General features: G+C 65.3%; 16 protein-coding genes. 6 read left to right on the top strand and 10 right to left on the bottom strand.

Translation table 11 applies throughout. From position 1 onward, the window contains the following. Positions 1 to 5 precede the first annotated feature (5 nt). Positions 6 to 446, bottom strand: coding sequence for a hypothetical protein (locus tag G6P88_RS16865; RefSeq protein WP_226946619.1), 441 nt, complete (start codon positions 444 to 446; stop codon positions 6 to 8). 181 nt (positions 447 to 627) lie between these two features. On the opposite strand from G6P88_RS16865, the gene G6P88_RS16870 reads away from it, so the two are divergent. The 4 genes from G6P88_RS16870 to G6P88_RS16885 all read left to right on the top strand — a co-directional run bounded on the left by G6P88_RS16870 (position 628) and on the right by G6P88_RS16885 (position 4,416). Beyond that, positions 628 to 1,827: an ATP-binding protein gene (locus tag G6P88_RS16870; protein WP_226946620.1), complete on the top strand. Its 1,200-nt coding sequence runs from the start codon at positions 628 to 630 to the stop codon at positions 1,825 to 1,827. 69 nt (positions 1,828 to 1,896) lie between these two features. Next, positions 1,897 to 2,595 (top strand): phosphate signaling complex protein PhoU, encoded by a 699-nt coding sequence (gene phoU / locus G6P88_RS16875; RefSeq protein WP_165324217.1) that lies wholly within the window; start codon positions 1,897 to 1,899, stop codon positions 2,593 to 2,595. After that, on the top strand, positions 2,595 to 3,293 hold the full coding sequence (phoB, locus tag G6P88_RS16880) for a phosphate regulon transcriptional regulator PhoB (RefSeq protein ID WP_165324218.1): 699 nt from the start codon (positions 2,595 to 2,597) through the stop codon (positions 3,291 to 3,293). Before phoU ends, phoB begins: the two co-directional genes overlap by 1 nt. A gap of 67 nt (positions 3,294 to 3,360) precedes the next feature. Next, on the top strand, positions 3,361 to 4,416 hold the full coding sequence (locus G6P88_RS16885) for a hypothetical protein (RefSeq protein ID WP_165324219.1): 1,056 nt from the start codon (positions 3,361 to 3,363) through the stop codon (positions 4,414 to 4,416). 4 nt (positions 4,417 to 4,420) lie between these two features. Here G6P88_RS16885 and G6P88_RS16890 read toward each other — a convergent pair whose 3' ends face one another. From G6P88_RS16890 to G6P88_RS16905, 4 genes are all read right to left on the bottom strand, one after another. Continuing rightward, positions 4,421 to 4,756: a DUF2794 domain-containing protein gene (locus G6P88_RS16890; RefSeq protein WP_165324220.1), complete on the bottom strand. Its 336-nt coding sequence runs from the start codon at positions 4,754 to 4,756 to the stop codon at positions 4,421 to 4,423. Beyond that, entirely contained in the window at positions 4,756 to 5,457 is a 702-nt protein-coding gene (gene epsC / locus G6P88_RS16895; protein WP_165324221.1) for a serine O-acetyltransferase EpsC, read from the bottom strand. The genes G6P88_RS16890 and epsC overlap by 1 nt, the downstream gene beginning before the upstream one ends. A 163-nt stretch (positions 5,458 to 5,620) precedes the next feature. Continuing rightward, positions 5,621 to 6,142, bottom strand: coding sequence for an alkylhydroperoxidase, AhpD family (ahpD, locus tag G6P88_RS16900; RefSeq protein WP_165324222.1), 522 nt, complete (start codon positions 6,140 to 6,142; stop codon positions 5,621 to 5,623). Between the two features lie 132 nt (positions 6,143 to 6,274). Beyond that, positions 6,275 to 6,820 (bottom strand): peroxiredoxin, encoded by a 546-nt coding sequence (locus tag G6P88_RS16905; RefSeq protein WP_165324223.1) that lies wholly within the window; start codon positions 6,818 to 6,820, stop codon positions 6,275 to 6,277. 105 nt (positions 6,821 to 6,925) lie between these two features. Here G6P88_RS16905 and G6P88_RS16910 point away from each other — a divergent pair, with 105 nt between their 5' ends. Beyond that, positions 6,926 to 7,825 carry a hydrogen peroxide-inducible genes activator gene (locus G6P88_RS16910; RefSeq protein ID WP_165324224.1) on the top strand — a complete coding sequence of 300 codons (900 nt, stop codon included), beginning with the start codon at positions 6,926 to 6,928 and terminating at the stop codon, positions 7,823 to 7,825. Between the two features lie 32 nt (positions 7,826 to 7,857). Continuing rightward, the gene (locus G6P88_RS16915; protein WP_165324225.1) at positions 7,858 to 8,544 is read left to right on the top strand and encodes a glutathione S-transferase family protein; all 687 of its coding nucleotides are present in this window, start codon (positions 7,858 to 7,860) and stop codon (positions 8,542 to 8,544) included. A gap of 82 nt (positions 8,545 to 8,626) precedes the next feature. Here G6P88_RS16915 and G6P88_RS16920 read toward each other — a convergent pair whose 3' ends face one another. The 5 genes from G6P88_RS16920 to G6P88_RS16940 all read right to left on the bottom strand — a co-directional run bounded on the left by G6P88_RS16920 (position 8,627) and on the right by G6P88_RS16940 (position 14,671). Next, positions 8,627 to 9,964, bottom strand: coding sequence for an aromatic ring-hydroxylating oxygenase subunit alpha (locus tag G6P88_RS16920; RefSeq protein WP_165324226.1), 1,338 nt, complete (start codon positions 9,962 to 9,964; stop codon positions 8,627 to 8,629). Between the two features lie 29 nt (positions 9,965 to 9,993). Beyond that, positions 9,994 to 10,755, bottom strand: a complete 762-nt coding sequence (locus tag G6P88_RS16925) for an SDR family NAD(P)-dependent oxidoreductase (protein WP_165324227.1) — start codon at positions 10,753 to 10,755, stop codon at positions 9,994 to 9,996. Between the two features lie 23 nt (positions 10,756 to 10,778). After that, the gene (locus tag G6P88_RS16930; protein WP_165324228.1) at positions 10,779 to 11,291 is read right to left on the bottom strand and encodes a nuclear transport factor 2 family protein; all 513 of its coding nucleotides are present in this window, start codon (positions 11,289 to 11,291) and stop codon (positions 10,779 to 10,781) included. 68 nt (positions 11,292 to 11,359) lie between these two features. After that, a complete protein-coding gene (locus G6P88_RS16935) occupies positions 11,360 to 13,804 on the bottom strand; it encodes a TonB-dependent receptor (protein WP_165324229.1) in 2,445 nt (814 codons plus the stop codon). 183 nt (positions 13,805 to 13,987) lie between these two features. Next, positions 13,988 to 14,671: a TetR/AcrR family transcriptional regulator gene (locus tag G6P88_RS16940; protein ID WP_165324230.1), complete on the bottom strand. Its 684-nt coding sequence runs from the start codon at positions 14,669 to 14,671 to the stop codon at positions 13,988 to 13,990. Positions 14,672 to 14,718: the final 47 nt, after the last annotated feature.

Consider the following 14,718-nt stretch of genomic DNA (forward strand, 5'->3'; position numbering starts at 1 on the left):
TGCGATCAGGGACGGCTCTGGATCGACGAATAGCAGGTATAGCCCTGCTTACCCATGGTCAGCTTCTTGATATAGTTGTTGAACGCATTGGTCGCGTTCTGATTGTAGCCGCTATAGCGGGTGCCATAAGCGAGCGAATTCTTGACGTCCTCGCCGCGCAGCGGCGTCGACGGCGGCTTGAAGCTGTTGGCGGTGTTCGCGTTCACCACCGTGCCGTCGTTCTTGATCCATTTGCCCGCCTGGCTGGTCTGGGGAACGGGAATCGAACATGTGATGCCGGAAACGGCGGCCTGGGCAAGGCCCGCGCCGGGGCGAACCGTGAAGACTGCCGCTGCACCAAGGGCCGACAGGCGCAGCATCGAGCGGCGTGTCGCCAGGTCCGGAGCCTGGACGGTCTCGTCCCCGGCTTTCGTCTGGCACTCCGGCCGTTCGTCTTCGCTACGCATCACCATCCCCCAAACACTGGTCCTGCCATCTTACCGGCATTCCCAGCGGGTGGCGAGAAAGTTTATGTCAATTTCGGTTACGACGACCTCTGGCTTTTATGTCCGATAGATTTCACATTCGGCGCGTAGACGGGATCGGATGAAGCATGAAGCCCTGCCCGACGCTGGCCAGGAAAACGACATGACGGGAAGGAGAGGGGCGCGCGCGGCGCTGGCCCTTGTCGTCGTCGCGTTCGCGGGCTGGCTGCTCTCCGCTCCTCTCGTTTCGGCGCTGGTCGTCGGGCTGATCGCGGCCTTTCTCACCTGGATTTCCTCGGCACCAGCCTCCGAGGCGCCCGCTCTGCTGCCGCCGCCGGTCGTCCAGCTGGTCGACCGGACGCAGGACGTGATCGATGCGGTCGACGACGTCCTCCTGATCGTCGAGCGGCAGCGGATCACCCATGCGAATCAGGCGGCGCGCCGCCTGTTCGGTGCCGAGCGGGTGCAAGGCGACTTCCGTCTGGCGATCCGCCATCCGACCGCGGCCGAACTGATCGCCGCAGACCGCGAGACCGAGGCTCCGGTGGAGATCGCCGGCCTGGTCGAGGCCGATCGACGCTGGATGATGACCATCCGCCGGATCAGCGAGGGCGCCAAGCTGGTGACGCTGCGCGATCGGACGGACAGCTGGATCGCCGAACGGATGCGCGTCGATTTCGTCGCCAATGCAAGCCACGAACTGCGGACGCCGCTGGCGACGATCCTGGGCTTCGTCGAGACGCTGATGGAGGGGGGCGCCGGCGACGATCCGGCGGTGCGGCAACGCTTCCTCGGCATCATGATGGGCGAGGCGAAGCGCATGCAGCAGCTGGTCGACGACCTGATCTCGCTGTCGCGGATCGAGGCCGACCGCTTCTCGATCCCGCAGACGCCGCTCCGCCTCGGCGCGGTCGTCGACGAGGTGGTCGGGGTCATCCGTTCCGGCCTGCGCGACGATCCCGACCGGATAAGGGTAGAGGCATCGCCCTGCGCCGAGGTGCGTGCCGACCGGGTGCAGATCGGCCAGGTTCTCCACAATCTGATCGGCAATGCGCTGAAATATGGCAAGCCCGGTGGGGCGATCCGGGTCTCGCTCGATATGGTGCAGGGCAAGGTCCGCCTGAAGGTGGCCGACGAGGGCGAGGGCATAGCGCCCGAGCATCTGCCGCGCCTCACCGAACGCTTCTACCGCGTCGATTCCGGGCGCAGCCGCTCGATCGGCGGGACCGGCCTTGGCCTGGCGATCGTCAAGCACATCGTCGAGCGACATCGCGCGACGCTCGACATCGCTTCGCAGCTCGGCGTCGGGACGACCGTGACTGTCACATTTCCCGCTATCGCCCCCGGGTCATTGTCATCATAGTGCAACACGTTACCCCCATAGGCCGCGCCATTGCGGCGCCGGCGAACGGGACCGGAGGGATGAAAAGCGATGGTTACCGGACATACGGTCAAGGCGTTCGACGAGGATCTCGGTCAGCTTCGTGCGCTCATCTCCGAAATGGGCGGACGCGCAGAGGCAGCGATCACCGGCGCGCTTGAAGCACTGGTTCATCGCGACCTGGATTCCGCAGCCCGGATCGTCGAGGGCGACCAGCGCATCGACGAACTCGAGGCCGAGGTCGAGCGTCAGGTGGTGCGCCTGATCGCGCTGCGTGCGCCGATGGCGGACGATCTGCGCGAGGTGCTCGCGGCACTGAAGATCGCTGGCGTCGTCGAGCGCATGGGCGACTATGCCAAGAATATCGCCAAGCGGGTCGCGGTGCTGCAGGATGCGCGCGGCATGGACGCCATGTCGGTGCTGCCCGCCATGGGCCGTGTCGCGGCGGAGATGGTTCGCAACGTGCTCGACGCCTTCGTCCTGCGGGATGCCGAGGCGGCGGTCGCGGTGTCGGAGCGTGATCGCGCCGTCGACGATTTCTACAACAGCCTGTTCCGCACGCTGCTGACCTACATGATGGAAAATCCGCACAATATCACGGCGTCGACGCATCTGCTGTTCATCGCCAAGAATATCGAGCGGATCGGCGACCACGCGACCAACGTCGCGGAGATGGTCTATTTTGCCGCCACCGGGCGGCAGATGGCGGAGCGGACGAAGGGCGAAGATCCCCTTCTTGGAGACGGTTGATGACACGCGCTCGGGTATTGCTGGTTGAAGACGATGCGGCGCTGGCCGAACTGGTGAGCTGGCATCTCGAGCGCGAGGATTTCGAAGTCGAACGCACCGCCGACGGCGAGGAAGCCATTCTCCTCGCCCGCGAGAATCCGCCGGATCTCGTGCTGCTCGACTGGATGATCGAGGGCGTCTCCGGCATCGAGGTGTGCCGCCAGCTGCGCCGCATGGGCGACACCGCCAACGTCCCCATCATCATGCTTACCGCGCGCGGCGAGGAAGAGGACCGTGTGCGCGGTCTGGAAACCGGCGCCGACGACTATGTCACCAAGCCGTTCAGCCCGCGCGAGCTGGTCGCTCGCGTCGGCGCGGTCCTGCGCCGCGTGCGTCCGGCGCTGGCGGGTGAGCGCCTGTCCTATGCCGATATCGAGATGGACACGGCCAGCCACCGCGTCCGGCGCGGCGGCGCGGCGATCAGCCTGGGGCCGACCGAGTTCCGCCTGCTCAAGCATTTCCTCGAGCATCCGGGCCGGGTCTTCTCGCGCGAGCGGCTGCTGGACTCGGTCTGGGGCCGCGACAGCGACATCGAGCCGCGCACCGTCGACGTGCATATCCGGCGGCTGCGCAAGGCGATCAACGTCGCCGATGCGCCCGATCTGATCCGCACGGTTCGTTCGGCGGGCTATGCGCTCGACAGCGAGGGGCTGTCCTGACCTGGCTGTATTGCTAATATAATACGGTTGGACTATCCTGCGGGTCTTCGCCGCAGGAGAATGGCCCTTGTACAGTGAGAGCGACATCGATTCCGCCGTCGTCGCGGGCGTGCTGGCTCCGGAGGCCGCCGAGGCCTTTCGGACGCATGTCGCCGAGATGCGCGCGGTGCCGGCGGTCGATCAGGAGAGCTTCCGCTTCCTGACCGGCTTCAACGACATCTTCGTCGCGATCGCTGCCGCGCTCATGCTCGTCGCACTTGGCTGGATCGGCAATTCGGTGCGCCTTCTTGCGCAGAGCGGCGCCCCATCGCCTCTCGCCGGCCTCGCGGTCGCGGGCGGCGCCTGGGGGCTGGCCGAATATTTCACCCGTCGGCGCCGGATGGCCTTGCCGAGCATATTGCTTCTGCTGGCCTTCACCGGTGGGCTGGGCGTCGGGACGATGATGCTGCTGTCGTCGCTGCTCGGTCTGGTGCCCGACGGCAACGACCGGGTCATGTCGCTGCTCGTGGCGGCCTCGGCAGCCGTGACGGCCGGTGGCGTGTGGCTGCATTGGCGCCGATTCCAGGTCCCGATCACGATCGCGGCCGTTGCGGCTGCACTCGCTGCGGTCTCGATCGGTCTCGTGCTGGCGGCGGTACCGGCGGTGGTGGACTATGTCTCGCCGCTGATCTTCCTGGCAGGCATTGCGGTGTTCGCGCTCGCCATGCGCTGGGACATGAGCGATCGCACGCGGACGACACGCCGGTCGGACGTGGCCTTCTGGCTGCACCTGCTCGCCGCGCCGATGCTGGTCCACCCGATCTTCTCGGCCTTCGGTCCGCGCAGCGATATCGGCGCTCCGCTGGTGATCCTGCTCTACTGTCTGCTCGGGCTCGTGGCGCTGGCGATCGACCGCCGCGCGCTGATGGTCTCCGCGCTCGCCTATGTGCTTTACGCGATCGGACATCTGATCGATCAGGGCAGTGGCGATGGCGGCAGTTTCGGCATCACGGCCTTCGTGATCGGATCGGCGCTGCTGCTGCTTTCCGCCTTCTGGACCGTCGCCCGTGCGCGGGTGGTCGACCGTCTGCCGGATGCGCTTGCAAGGCGCCTGCCGATGATCGACCGGCGGGTGACCGCCTGACGCCTCAGTCGTCGACCAGCTTCATCAGCCGGCGTTCGACCGGGGCGAGCACCGGCCCCAGTTCCTGCCCGCGCTTGAGCACGGCACCGCCTTCGCCGATCAGCGCCCACATGCCCTGGCGGTTGCGCAGGGCGGGGCGTTTTTCGATGCGATATTCGGGGCGCTCGGCGGCCCGGCGAAAGGCCGCGAAACAGGCCGCCTCCTTGCCGAGGTCGATCGCATAATCTTTCCACAGGCCGGCAGCGACCATACGCCCGTAGAGGTCGAGGATACGCATCAATTCCACCCGATCGAAGCCGACCTGCAGCGGCTTGCCGGGGAAGGGAGCGACGGTGCCCATCAGGCGCGTTCGCGGTCCTCGTCGAGTTTCGCCCGCGCCGCGTCACGCTCGTCGATCAGCTCACCGATCCGGCCACGCAGCGTTTCCAGCTCGCAGCGAAGGATTTCCAGCTGCTGGGTCTGCGGGTCGAAGCGCTCGCTGCATGCCGTGCCATAGGGAACGAAGCCCTTCTGATATTCGCGCGCGTCCACCAGCATCGGCCGGGCGGGTATGCCGACCACGACCTGCCCCTCGGCAACGTCCTTGGTGACGACCGCATTGGCGCCGACCCGCGCCCGCGGTCCGATCATGATCGGGCCAAGGATGGCGGCGCCGAGGCTGATGATTGCACCGTCGCCTATCGTCGGGTGGCGCTTGCCGCCCTGGCCGTTGGTAGGGTTGGTGCCACCGAGGGTCGAGCCCTGATACATGGTGACGTTGTCGCCGATGACCGCCGTCTCGCCGATCACCACGAATCCATGATCGATGAACAGGTTGCGGCCGATCTGCGCGCCCGGATGGATATCGATCGCGGTCAGCATGCGCGCGACATGGTTCACGAACCGGGCGAGGAAGAACAGCTCGGCCTGGAAGAGCCAGTGCGCGACCCGGTGCAGACCCAGCGCCCAGACGCCGGGGTAGAGCAATATCTCCCACCGAGAGCGCGGGGCAGGATCGCGGGCCTTGATCGAGTCGAGATAGGAAATGAGAGAGTCGAACATCGCAGGTCCTTCAGGCCCGTTCCCGGCAAGAGCGCAATATAGGCGCGAAGGTTCCGCCTGCAAAGATGTTCCTGAGCGGTACGTAGTAGAGCGGGCCGGATGCGCCCGAAGGATCGGGGTCTGCGGGGCGCCGGCCGCAAGGCACGGCCGGCGCTGCCGGAGGTCAGACGGCGGTCGCGTGAACCGTCGCGGCGGCCTTCATGACGGCGCCGACGCGGGCAGCGGTCTGGATCACGTCGGATCCGACGCCATGCTGGCGCAGCACTTTTTCATGGCTGTCGATGCACATGCCGCAGCCGTTCATGGCCGAGACGGCGAGGCTGAACAGCTCGAAATCGTCCTTTTCGATGCCGGGCGAGCCGATCACGTTCATCCGCAGCTTCGCCGGCATCTGCCCATAGTCCTTGTTCGAGGCGAGATGGACGAAGCGATAATAGACATTGTTCATCGCCATCACGGCGGCCGATGCGCGGGCGGCGTTGGCGGCTTCCGGGCTCAGCTTGCCGGCGACCTCGGCTTCGGTTGCGTCGACGATCGGCTTGTAGCCGGTGCCATGCGCGCAGGCGAGCAGAAGGCCATATTTGCGCTGGTCGGTCAGCGTCTGGTCACCGAGCAGCGACCCGACGTTGAGCCGGATATCCTTGGCATAATCCGGCAGCGAGTCAGAAAATTCCTTGAGCGACATCGGATGTTCCTCAACTATTCGGGTGAAATCGGCGGGCAAGAAAAAGGGGCGCGGCGATCGGCTACCGACCCGCCGCGCCCCCCTTCACCGGGCCGCGATGACGCGGCCCGGCCTGGCTGCCCGGAAAGGGGGTCAGGCAGCCGGCTTCAGAACCTCTTCGCCGGCCTTCCAGTTGCACGGGCACAGCTCGTCGGTCTGCAGCGCGTCGAGAACGCGCAGCGCCTCGGCCGGGTTGCGGCCCTGGTTCAGGCCGTTGACCGTGACGTGCTGGATCACGTTGTGCGGGTCGACGATGTAGGTCGCGCGATAGGTCACGCCGGCCTCCGGATCGACGATGCCCAGCGCGTTCGACAGCTTCTTCTGGTTGTCGGCGATCCAGGGGAAGTCGCAGGCGGCCAGACGCTCATCCGACTTGCGCCAGGCGAAGTGGACGAAATCGGTGTCGGTCGACGCGCCGATCAGGACGGCGTCACGATCCTCGAAATCCTTCTTCAGCTCATTGTAGCCGATGATTTCGGTCGGGCAGATGAAGGTGAAGTCCTTCGGCCAGAAGAACACGACCTTCCACTTGCCACCGGTGTCGCCGGTGTCGATCGTCTCGCCCGCAGGCAGAGCCGAAATCCCCTGCTGGACCGGAAGGACGAAGGCGGGAAACTTGTCACCAACGGTAAGAGCCACAATGATTCTCCTATGCACAGGGTAGGTTGGAGCCGGCTGAATGGCAGGGTGGACGTCAACGTGCAAATTGATTATTTCTCGCCAATTGATCGATAGAGGCGATGAATGGCAACCTATCTTCCGACGCTGAAGCAGCTGCAATATCTCGTCGCGCTCAAGGATCACGGCCATTTTGGCCGCGCGGCCGAGGCCTGTTTCGTGACCCAGTCGACGCTGTCCGCCGGCCTTCGCGAGCTGGAATCGCTGATCGGCATCACTCTGGTCGAGCGCACCCGCCGCGTCGTGCGCTTCACTCCGCTCGGGCTGCGCATCGCCGAGAAGGCGCAGCGCGTGCTGCGCGAGGCGGAAGAACTGGGCGATCTCGCGCGGGCGGCCGGCAAGCCGCTGTCGGGCGACCTGCGCATGGGGGTCATCCCCACCATCGCGCCTTTCCTGCTGCCGCGCATCCTGCCGAAGCTCCGCGCCGCCTGGCCCGACCTCAAGCTCTACCTGCGTGAGGAGACGACGAGCGCCGCCTGTGACTCGCTCCATCGCGGTCATCTCGACTGCGTGTTGCTCGCCTTGCCCTATCATTGCGGTGACGTGGAATCGGTCGACCTGTTCCTCGACCGGCTGTTCGTCGCCTATCCCGAGGGGGAGATGGACGCGCTGTCGGCGAACATCAGCGCCGACGACATCGATGAGAGCCGCCTCCTCCTGCTGGAGGACGGCCACTGCCTGAAGGACCACGCACTCGCGGCCTGCAACCGCCCCGAGCTGCGCGCCGAGGCGGCGATGCTGGGCACCTCGCTCCACACGCTGGTGCAGATGGTCGACAATGGGCTGGGCGTCACCCTGCTGCCGAAGATGGCGCTGGATGCCGGCATTTTGGAGAACACCCATGTTCAGGCCAAGCCCCTCTCCGCCGACCACCCGGCCCGCCGCATTGCCCTCGCCTGGCGCCGCGGCAGCCCGCGCGAGAAGGAGTTCCGCCTGCTGGCGGACGCGCTGCGGGGTGTGGAGTAAGCGCGGGTTAAGACGCTAGCCGGGAGGGCGGGGTGTACAGGCTTTTCATCGGCAACAAGAATTACTCGTCCTGGTCGCTGCGCCCCTGGATATTGATGCGCCAGCTGGGGATCCGGTTCGAGGAGGTCCTTGTCCCGTTCGGAGAGGGCGCCTTCGACGCCTTTTCGCCGACGGGGAAGGTGCCCTGCCTGGTGGATGGCACCTCGGTGATATGGGACTCGCTGGCCATCGCCGAATATCTTGCCGAGCAAAACCCAGCAGTCTGGCCAGCCGATCGCGAGGCACGCGCTTGGGCGCGCTGCGCGGCGGCCGAGATGCACTCCGGCTTTTCGGCCTTACGCGAGGTCTGCACGATGAACTGCGGCATCCGTGTCCAGCTGAAAGAGCGGCCGCCTGCGCTCGACCGCGACATCGCGCGCATTGCGAGCCTGTGGAGCGAAGGTCTGTCGCGTTTCGGCGGACCCTGGCTCGCCGGCCCCGACTTCTCCGCCGTGGACGCCTTCTTCGCCCCGGTCGCCTTCCGCTTCCAGACCTATGGAATAGCGCTGGACAAGCTATGCGACAGCTACGCCCGGCGCCTGCTCGATCTGCCGGATATGAAGGCATGGTATTCGGCGGCACTGGCCGAACCCTATCGCGACCCTCCGCATGAGGAAGAGGCTCTGCGGGCGGGGGTTATCCTTCAGGACCTTCGGCAATTAAACGAAGACAGTAACTAAGGGGAATTGGTGCACAATCCTGATTTCACGGCAACATGGGAAGTGCACCCTCGTCCGAACTGATGCCTCGATTGCCCCCCCTTCAGCGCCGCCCTTCGAGATAATCGTTGAGCACCTCGTGGAAGAAGCGCACCCGCGTTTCCTGCCCGGTCAGATAGGCGTCGCGATAGCCGCGTGAGTGCATGCCGCGTTGCATGCCTTCGGCCAGCATCATGTCCTGATAGACGATCTGCCCTTCGATTTCGGGCACGCCGCGGCCATTGTCGAAGTCGCGGACCTGCATCTCCGCCTCGCGCAGCGGCTGGGGGCCGGCCATGATCGATTCCACTTCGGTCTGCCCTTCGACAGGGAAGGCCATGCACCACAGGTCGAAGGTGCATTTTCCGGGGTCCTCCGGATGGGGTTCGGTCCGGAAGAAGATGAGATTGTCGGGCAGGAAGCTGATCGTGACGTTGGGGAAGATCACCGTGTGCGGGCTGTCTGTGATCTCCTCGTCGTCCATATGCTCATAATGGACATAGCCGCGCTCGCGCCACAGCCGCTTCTTCGCCGCCTTCAGATCGAGCCAGCCCTGCATCGCCTTGGTCTCGTAATCGGGATAGGTGTCCGGATCGATGTCCCACTGGCGCAGGATATGATCGAACGGGTGCGGCACGCCCTCGGGCAGGCGGTCGCTGAGCGAGGGGCGCATCGGCTGCACGGTACGGCCATGGCCGTTGGGGTACATCTCGTGCCGCGCGGTATCGACGTCCTGGTCGATCCACGGCGGGACCTGCGGGTGGGCGGTTCGGGTGTGGTAGCTCTCCGAGAAATTGTCGGTCGCGAACTTCCAGTTGGTGTTGAGGTTGATCTTCATCCAGAAGACGCGGACAGCCGTCTCCATCGGGTAGTTCTTGTAGAGCTCGGGAATGGGCGCGAGATAGTCGAGCAGCGCTGGCGCCTCGTCGTCCATCGTGTACCAGACGAAGCCGCCCCATATGTCGCAGCGCAGCTCGCGCAGGCGCAGCTTGCCGCAGGGATTGCCCTGCGGGAAATCATGCGCGTCCTGGGCATGTTCGAGCAGCCCGTCCTTGCCCCATTTCCAGCCATGATAGGGGCAGTGAAAGGCCTCGGTGCTCGAACTCGCATCGGTCAGCCGCATGCCGCGATGCCCGCACGCATTGTAAAAGGCGCGGATCGAGCCGTCGTCCTGGCGGATGCAGATGACGCTCTCGTGCCGGAAGTCGTGCACGACATAGTCGCCCGGCTCCTCCAGTTCCGCAGTGCGCCCGGCGACGTGCCAGATGCGCGTCCACATATGCTCCCATTCGCGCTCCATGAAGTCGCGGCTGGTGTAGCGGTCCCCGGTGATCGGATCGCCGCGCAGATTGGCGGGATCGCGACCGTCGATGGTCAGGGGATGGAGATCGGGCTGGCCCATGGCGGCACTCCTTCAGATGGTCGGGTGCATCACTGGGCGGTCAGGCCGCCGTCCACGGTGAATTCGCCGCCGGTCACATATTTGGCGGCATCGGAAGCGAGGAAGCTGATCATCGCGGCGATGTCGTCGGGCTCGCCCATGCGGCCCATCGGGATCGCGGCGTTGATCGCGTCATACTGGTCCGGATTGTCCTTGATCGCGACCTGCTGCATGTCGGTCCAGATCACGCCGGGCTGCACCGAATTGACCCGGATATTCTCCTTGGCGCACTCCATCGCGATCGCCTTGGTCATGATCCGGACGCCGCCCTTGGATGCGGCATAGGCGGCGGCGCCGGGGATGCCGACGAGGCCCGCGACCGACGACAGGTTGACGATCGATCCGCCGCGCCCCTGCACGCGCATCTGCTTCAGCGCGGCGCGGCAGCCGAGATAGACGCTGCTCAGATTGACGTCGATCTGGCGCTGCCAGTCGGCTGGCTCCAGCGCGTCCATCCACTTCAGGACCGCGATGCCGGCATTGTTGACGAGGATGTCGAGCCCGCCGAAGCGCTCGACCGTCGCCGCGACGACCGCATCCCAGCCGGCGGCGTCGGTCACGTCCTGCGGCAGGGCTGCTACCTCATGGCCCTCGGCGCGCAGTTCCTCCGCACGCGCGGCGACCGCATCGGCGGCGATGTCGGTGATCATCACCTTCGCCCCGGCCCGCGCCATCATCCGCGCGGTCGCGAAGCCCAGGCCCATTTCGGATGCGGCGCCCGTGACCAGAGCCGTCTTGCCTTGCAATGTCATAGTTCGAAGATCCTTGTGGTAATTCAGGCGGTGCGGAGCCAGTCGCGCTGCGCCGAGCGATCCTCGGCGCCGCGCGCACCCATGATGATGCCGGTCAAATCGGCGAGGAAGCCGTCGGCAGCGGGGTCCATTCGACCCCAGTCGACCAGTTCGGTGCGATGCGCGAACTTCCACACGCCGTCGCGCCGCTCATAGCGGTCGATATAGCGGCCGGCGATGATCATGTCGCGGTCCTGCCCGTCGATCTCGACGCGGTGGAAGGCGAAATAATAGACCTCGCCGAAGCCGATATCGCCCTCGATCTCAATCAGCGACTGGCCGATCAGATGCTGGTTCGCCTTGTGGCCCTGGAGCAGGTCCTGCGCGAAGGCGACGAAGTCGTGGCCGGATCCCTTGAAGATGCCATAGTCGGTCGTGGCGTCCGGCCAGAAACAGTCGCGCTGCATCTCGGCATCCAGCCGGTCCTGCCCGCGCATGTAGCGTGATTGCAGATCCCGGATCGCATCCTTGGCGACCAGCATTTCCAGTGCGTCCATGCCTTGTCCTTCGCAAGAAAAAGGTACCGGCTGCCGCTTTGGACGGCGGCCGGTACCAGGGAGGAGCCTTAGAAGCGCGCGGTCAACTGCAACTGCACCGTGCGCGGAAGCGAGACGAAGCCGATCTGGTCCGCCGGGGTGGCGGCGTTGGTGCCGGTGCCGACACCGGTGTTCGGCGCATCGACCACGCCGCCGACCACGAAGCGGTTGGTCAGATTCTTGCCGATCAGCGCGATTTCGTAGCGGCTGTCGTCGAACTTGACCCGCACCGTGCCGTCCATCGTCAGATATTTGGGCTGGCGCGACAGCGGGTGGGCGAAGCTGGAGGCGAGATAGGAGCTGGAGTAGCGCGTATCGACCGACAGGCCGAGAATGGCATTGCCCGACAGCGGCGTGTCGTAGCTGGCACCGAGCGACCCGGTCCATTTCGGGGCGACGGCCGTCGGCTTGCCCGACAGGTCCTGGCCGAGCGCACCCTGGAAGCTCGTGTCGCAGCCGGCCGCGATCGACTGGCCACCATAGCAGGGCGCGATATAGCTGCCGTAGCGGGCACGGTTATAGTTGAGCGAGCCGTGCAGGTCGAAACCGGCCAGCGCGCGGGGCGCATATTGGAATTCGAGCTCGACGCCCTTGGTCCGCGCCGAACCGGCATTTGTGGTGATGAAGGCAAAGGTCGCCGAGTTGAAATAGTCGACCTGCAGGTCGAGATATTTGTAGCTGTAGAGGCCCAGGTTCAGGCGCAACTGGCGGTCGAACAGGGTCGTCTTGATACCGCCTTCGAAGCCACGCGCGCGCTCCGGGTTGAAGGCGACGTCGCTGGGGATGGTGGTGCCGCTGACAAAGCCGCTGTTCGAGAAGCCGCCCGACTTATAGGCGGTCTTGTAGGCGCCATAGACGGTGATGTCGCGGGTCGGCTGCCAGGTCAGCGTGGCTTCGGGCGACCAGTTGTTGAAGGTCTGGTCGCCGAAGATCGTGCTGTTCTGCAGGAAGATGCCCTGGATCGCGGCGTTGACATAGGGCTGGACCAGGAAGCTGTCCTTGGTCTCGTGCGTGTAGCGGACGCCGGTCGCGAATTCGAGCGTCGGCACGATCTTCCACGACACCTGGCCATAAGCGGACAGCGTCTCGCCCTCGGTTTCCGACCGCTTCAGATAGGCAAGGTAGCGCAGATTGGCCGGCTGCGAGCTATCCTCGATATTGGCGAAGGCGCCGGTCTGGGTGTGGTCGCGCTTCGTCGATTGATAATAGGCGCCCGCGAGCAGGTTGACGGGGCCGTCGAAGCTGGTCTGCGCGCGGAACTCGGACGAGAAGGCGTGATATTTCGACTTTTCGGAAGAGGGCGCGGCCGCGAGGTTCGACGAGACGAAGGTGCAGTCGCACGACCAGCGGTTGTTGTTCTCGTTATAATTGTTGATCCAGGTCAGTGTCAGTCCGTCCAGCGCATATTCGGCCGTGCCGGTGACCGCCCAGCTGCGATAGCGGTTATACAGCGCGCCGTCCTTGCGGCTGAACGGCTGGTTCCCGGCTATGTCGACCGGAATGTTGTTCTGGTAGACGTTGAACTTGCGCTCGCACTTCACGTTCGGGTTGAGCGCATAGGTGCCGGCCGCGCAGGCGAAGGGCACATAGTTCCAGCTGTTGTTGTCGGTGTCGTTCGACGACAGATTGGCCTTCAGCGTCATCGTCAGCTGGTCGACCGGTTCCCACTTCAGCGTCACGCGGCCGAGCAGTTCCTGTTCTCCCGGATTGTCGCGGGTGGAGGCGCGGGCGAGGTGCGGCGTGGTTACGCCGGTCGCGATGTCGAAGGTGTTGTAGGTCTTGTCGGTGCCGCGATTCTTGAAATAGCCCCCGAACATGTTCGACGCGCGCAGCGCGACGCGGATGCCGAGCGTGTCGGTCAGCGGGCCCGAGGCCATCGCTTCGCCGACCAGATTCTTGCCCCGGAATTCATAGCCCAGGCGGCCCATGAACTCGGGCTTGGAGGTGGGGTCGGCCGAGCGGATCGCGATCACGCCGGCGGTCGCGTTCTTGCCGAAGAACAGGGCCTGCGGACCCTTCAGCATCTCGACACCGGCGAGGTCGAGGAAGCCCTCGTTGATCACGCGGCCCTGGCCATAATAGACGCCGTCGAGCACGACCGCGACCGACTGCTCGATACCGATCGAGGTCGAGGAAGAGCCGATGCCGCGCAGCGTCAGCTGGGCACCCGAGCCATTGGAAGAGCGGCCGATGGTGAACTGCGGCGTCTGGGTGGAGATCTTCTCCAGGCTCGTCATGTCATATTTCTGGATCTGCGCGGCCGATAGCGCCGTGACCGAGACGGGAACGTCCTGCAGGCTTTCCTCGCGCCGCCGGGCGGTGACGACGATCTCGGTGAGGCCGCCCTCTTCTGCTGCTGCCTGCGGGGCCGGGGCCTGTTGAGCAAAGGCGGGCGCGGCTGCGAGCGGGAGCAGCATCGCGCTGCCCAGGAGCATGCTGCGTATCAGGGTGCCGAAGGGGCGGTATTCAGGCATGTCGTCACTCCCTAGACAATCTTGTTATCTGTCCGGGACGCGCGGGAGGGGACGGCTTTCCCGGCCGAACACCCTCAGATTCAGAACACCCTCTCGCGACGTCAGCATTTGCTTTGCGGACTGGCTGTCAGGAACCACGTCGCCGGGGAGTCGTCAAATATTTTTACAGGAGACTGTAAAAAGTCACAGGTCCGTTTTGGGCGCTCTGGCTGGTGCAACGGCCAGCCTTTGGCGGGCGTCGTCGAGCAGGGCCCGCATGGGTTGCTGTCGAGGTGCGGGGACATAGGGCAGCAATGTCTCGACAATCCGGGTGGCGACATAGGGTTCGAGCTCGGCGTCGCTGAGTTCGTCCTTCGACCAGAACAGGACGGCGGCCGTCACGCCGAGCCGGATCATCCGGATGAGCAGGGCGTGCGGATAGGCCGGATCGAGATCGCCCGCTTCGGCCATTTGTTCCAGCGCCAGCGCCACGCGGCCTTCATAGACCGCCTCGAGCCCCACCAGATCCGAATGCTCGAGCAGGACCGTCGCCAATGCGCGGGCCATGGGGGGATCGGCGAGCGTCAGTTCGGCGGCCATCCGCGCAAAGGTGCGCAGCATCGGCCATCCGCCTTCCGGCGCGGCTTCCACGGCGGCCTCGAACAGCTTGGCGCTGCGTTCGCGCGCTGCCGTGGCGATCAGCCGGTTCTTGCTGCCATAGACATTGTAGAGCGTCTTTTCGGTCGTCCCGCTCTCGGCGGCGATCGTGCGCATCGAGACGCCGTCATGGCCGTGGAGGCCGGTCAGCCGGCAGGCCACGTCGAGGATGCGTTCGTGCCGCGCGGCCTTGCGCGGCGTCAGCTTGGCGGTTCTGGGAAGCGCGGACATGGCGCGAGCCATGGCGGCTAATCACCGTCTTGCCAAGACGGCGCCGT

The sequence above is a fragment of the Rhizorhabdus phycosphaerae genome (assembly GCF_011044255.1).
Lineage (GTDB): Bacteria > Pseudomonadota > Alphaproteobacteria > Sphingomonadales > Sphingomonadaceae > Rhizorhabdus > Rhizorhabdus phycosphaerae.